The sequence below is a fragment of the Mycetohabitans sp. B2 genome (assembly GCF_021733735.1).
GTDB lineage: Bacteria > Pseudomonadota > Gammaproteobacteria > Burkholderiales > Burkholderiaceae > Mycetohabitans > Mycetohabitans rhizoxinica.
The window spans coordinates 1-3,922 of sequence record NZ_JAHKSP010000067.1; the positions used below are offsets into that span (position 1 = coordinate 1).

Consider the following 3,922-nt stretch of genomic DNA (forward strand, 5'->3'; position numbering starts at 1 on the left):
GCGGTGGTGTCGCGCGAGGATCATCCGGGTGACAGACGCTTGGTGGCCTATTGGGTTGCGGCTGACGGTGGTGCGATGACACCGGTCGAACTCAAAGCCTATCTTAGCCAAACGCTGCCAGATTACATGGTGCCGGTCGCGTTCGTGCAGCTTGATACGCTGCCTTTGACGCTGAGTGGCAAGCTGAACCCGCGTGAGCTGCCGGCGCCGGATGGCGCGGCTTTTGCGCTGCAAGTGTATGAGGCGCCACAGGGCGAGCTCGAAACTGCGTTGGCTCAGATTTGGTCCGAATTGCTTGGGGTCAATCCGATCGGCCGGCACGATAATTTCTTCGCGCTCGGGGGGCATTCATTGCTCGCAATACGATTAATTGAGCGCTTGCGGCGTGTTGATTTGGAGTTATCGGTACGCACGTTGTTCGATACACCGGTGCTCAGCGTTCTGGCCCAGTCGTTGGGTCAGCATCGCGAAGTGGCAGTGCCAGCAAATCGCGTCACGCGTGAGACGACGGCGCTCACACCAGGCTTGCTGCCGCTGATCGAGCTGACGCAGGCCGAAATTGACCGGATCGTTGAGCAGGTGCCCGGTGGTGTCGCGAATATCCGGGACATCTATGCGCTGTCGCCATTGCAGGACGGCATCCTATTTCACCATCTGTTGGCCACTGACGGAGATCCGTATCTGCTGATTGCGCAGTTGGCTTTTGATACGCGCGAGCGGCTTGATCAGTATCTGGCTGCCGTTCAACAGGTCATCAACCGGCACGACATTCTGTGCACCGCGTTTGTCTGGGAAGGACTATCCACGCCTGCGCAGGTGGTTTGGCGACAGGCTCCGCTATCGGTGACCGAACTTGCGCTGGAGGCGAAGGAGGGGCCGATTGCCGAGCAGTTGGCGCGACGCTTCGATCCGCGTCATACGCGGCTGGACCTGACGCAAGCGCCGCTGCTGCGTTTTGCGATTGCACAAGATACTGATGGCCGGTGGTTAGCGGTCCAGCTGCTGCATCACTTAATTGGCGATCACTCGACGCTGGAGGTGATGCACGCGGAGGTGCGTGCGTTTATCGAAGGTGAAGATGAAACGCTGCCAGCAGCACAACCGTTCCGTAACCTGGTGGCGCAGGCGCGCCTGGGTGTCAGTCAAACTGAGCATGAGCTTTTCTTCACCGAGCAACTTGCGGATATTGAGGAGCCGACACTGCCATTTGGGCTCACGGACGTACATCGAGACGGCGTACAGGTTGCCGAAGCGCACCGGATGCTGCCCCAAGCGCTGAACGATCGACTGCGGGTGCACGCCAAACGGTTGGGCGTAAGCTTGGCCAGCCTGTGCCATCTGGCGTGGGCGCAGGTGCTTGCACGCGCCAGTGGCCAACAGCGCGTGGTGTTTGGGACAGTGCTATTCGGGCGGATGCAAGCGGGTGAGGGTGCCGACAGTGCGATGGGCCTGTTTATCAATACGTTGCCGCTGCGGGTGGACCTGGATGGCAGTGTGGAGGCCGCGGTGCGTGCGACGCATGCGCGCCTGGCGGCGCTGCTCGAGCACGAGCATGCGTCATTGGTGCTAGCGCAGCGCTGCAGTGGCGTGCCGGTCGGCATGCCACTATTCAGTGCACTGCTCAATTATCGGCACAATGCGATCCGTACCGGTGAGCGCGGCAGGCTGCCGGGCGTTGAGTTGCTGAGTGCCAAGGAGCGCACCAATTACCCATTGACACTGTCGGTTGAAGATTTCGGTCAAACGCTGGGACTGACGGTGCAGACGGTGACGTCGCTGGACCCAAATCGAGTGTGCGGGTATATGCAGCAGGTGCTGGAGAGTCTGGCTGAGGCACTGGAGACGGCACCCGAGTGGCCAGTCGAGCAGCTGGAGGTATTGCCTGGCGAGGAACGCGAACTGTTGCTTAACACGTGGAACGCGACGCAGCAGGACTATCCGGCGCACCAATGCATTCACCAATTGTTCGAAGCGCAGGTTGAGCGCACGCCACAGGCGACGGCATTGGTGGTTGAAGAGCGCACGCTTAGCTATGCTCAGCTCAATGCACAGGCGAATCGCTTGGCGCATCAGCTCATTGAACTGGGCGTACAACCGGATACACGGGTGGCGATCTGTGTGCGGCGCAGTCCTGCGATGGTGGTAGGGTTGCTGGCGATACTGAAAGCGGGCGGGGCGTATGTGCCGCTTGATTCCGCCTATCCGGGCGAGCGGCTCGCGCATATCTTCACGGATGCGGCGCCGGAGATCGTGCTGGCCGATGCGGCGGGCCGGGCCGCGCTCGGTGAGGCGGCGCTCGCGTCGCGTACGGTGCTCGATCCGAATGTATTACCGGCGCGGGCGGACACCAATCCGTCGGTGCTGGCACTGACGTCCCGTCATCTGGCGTATGTGATCTATACGTCCGGTTCCACGGGTACGCCCAAGGGCGTAATGGTCGAGCATCGCTCCGTTGCCCGGCTGGTCATCAACAATGGTTATCTCGATGTTGGGGCTGGTGATCGTGTGGCGCTTGCGGCCAATCCTGCTTTTGACGCGAGTACCTTTGAAGTCTGGGCCCCGTTACTTAATGGCGCAGCTGCTGTCGTCATCAGTCGCGATACGGTGCTCAATCCTGCTGCTTTTGCTCAAACCTTGCGGGAACAGCGCATTAGCATCTTGTGGCTCACTGTTGGACTGTTTAATCAGTTGTTTATAGAGCTAGGGCCGGTTTTTCCTCAACTCAAGGCGTTGATTGTAGGCGGAGATGCACTGGATGCCAGCGTGGTGGCGCGAGTGCTAAGGAGTACGCCACCCCGGCAACTGATTAACGGGTATGGCCCGACCGAGAGTACTACGTTTGCAACGACGTATAGAATTGACGCTATTCGTGAAGACATCGTCAATATTCCAATCGGCCGGCCGATTGCGAACACACGGATTTACCTGCTCAATGGGTACGGTCAGCCGGTGCCACTGGGCGCGGTGGGCGAGTTGTACATTGGTGGCGCGGGGGTGGCACGCGGCTACCTGAACCGCCCGGAGCTGACAGCCGAGCGTTTTGTGCACGATCCGTTCGTGAATGAGGCGCATGCGCGAATGTATAAGACGGGGGATTTGGCACGGTATCTGCCCGATGGCAATTTGGAATTTCTCGGTCGCAACGACCATCAAGTCAAGATCCGGGGCTTTCGGATTGAGTTGGGTGAGATCGAGGCGCGCTTGGCACAACACGCGCAGGTGCGCGATGCGGTGGTGTTGGTCGTGGGCGAAGGCCAGGATAAACGCCTGGTCGCGTATGCGGTGGCCGAGCCCGATGACGCGTTAGCGGGGACTTTGCGCACGCATATGGCGGCCGCGTTGCCCGAGTATATGGTGCCTAGTGCATTTGTGCGGCTTGACGCATTGCCCTTGACGCCGAACGGCAAGCTCGATCGGCGGGCATTGCCGGCGCCGGACGCTGACGCGTTCGCGCATCAGGCGTATGAGGCACCGCAGGGTGAGCTCGAGATCACGTTGGCCGAGATCTGGTCTGAGCTGCTGGGCGTGGAGAGGATCAGCCGGCACGACAGCTTCTTTGCGCTCGGTGGCCATTCGCTGCTGGCAGTACGCTTGATGAACCGGGTAGCTGCGCTGGGCATTGCATTGCCGCTGGCGACGCTGTTTGCTGCGCCGACGCTGACCGGGTTAGCCGCGGCATTGGATGCGCAACGTACGGACAGCGCCGTGCTGCCAGTGATCACGCCGGTGTCGCGTGACAGTGCGTTGCCGCTGTCGTTCGCGCAGCAACGGCTGTGGTTCCTCGCGCAACTCGACAGCGCGAGCGACTCGTATCATATTCTGCTGGCGCTGCGGCTGCGCGGTACCTTGAACCGTATAGCCTGGCAGCAAGCGCTGGATGCGCTGTTTGTGCGTCACGAAGCGCTGCGCTCGGTGTTCGTCA

Annotated in this window: 1 protein-coding gene; it reads left to right on the plus strand. The window is 60.6% G+C overall.

Annotated features, from left to right (window positions below; genetic code table 11):
• The coding region (locus KPG66_RS15325; RefSeq protein ID WP_237071354.1) for a non-ribosomal peptide synthetase at positions 1 to 3,922 on the plus strand (3,922 nt) is incomplete at both ends.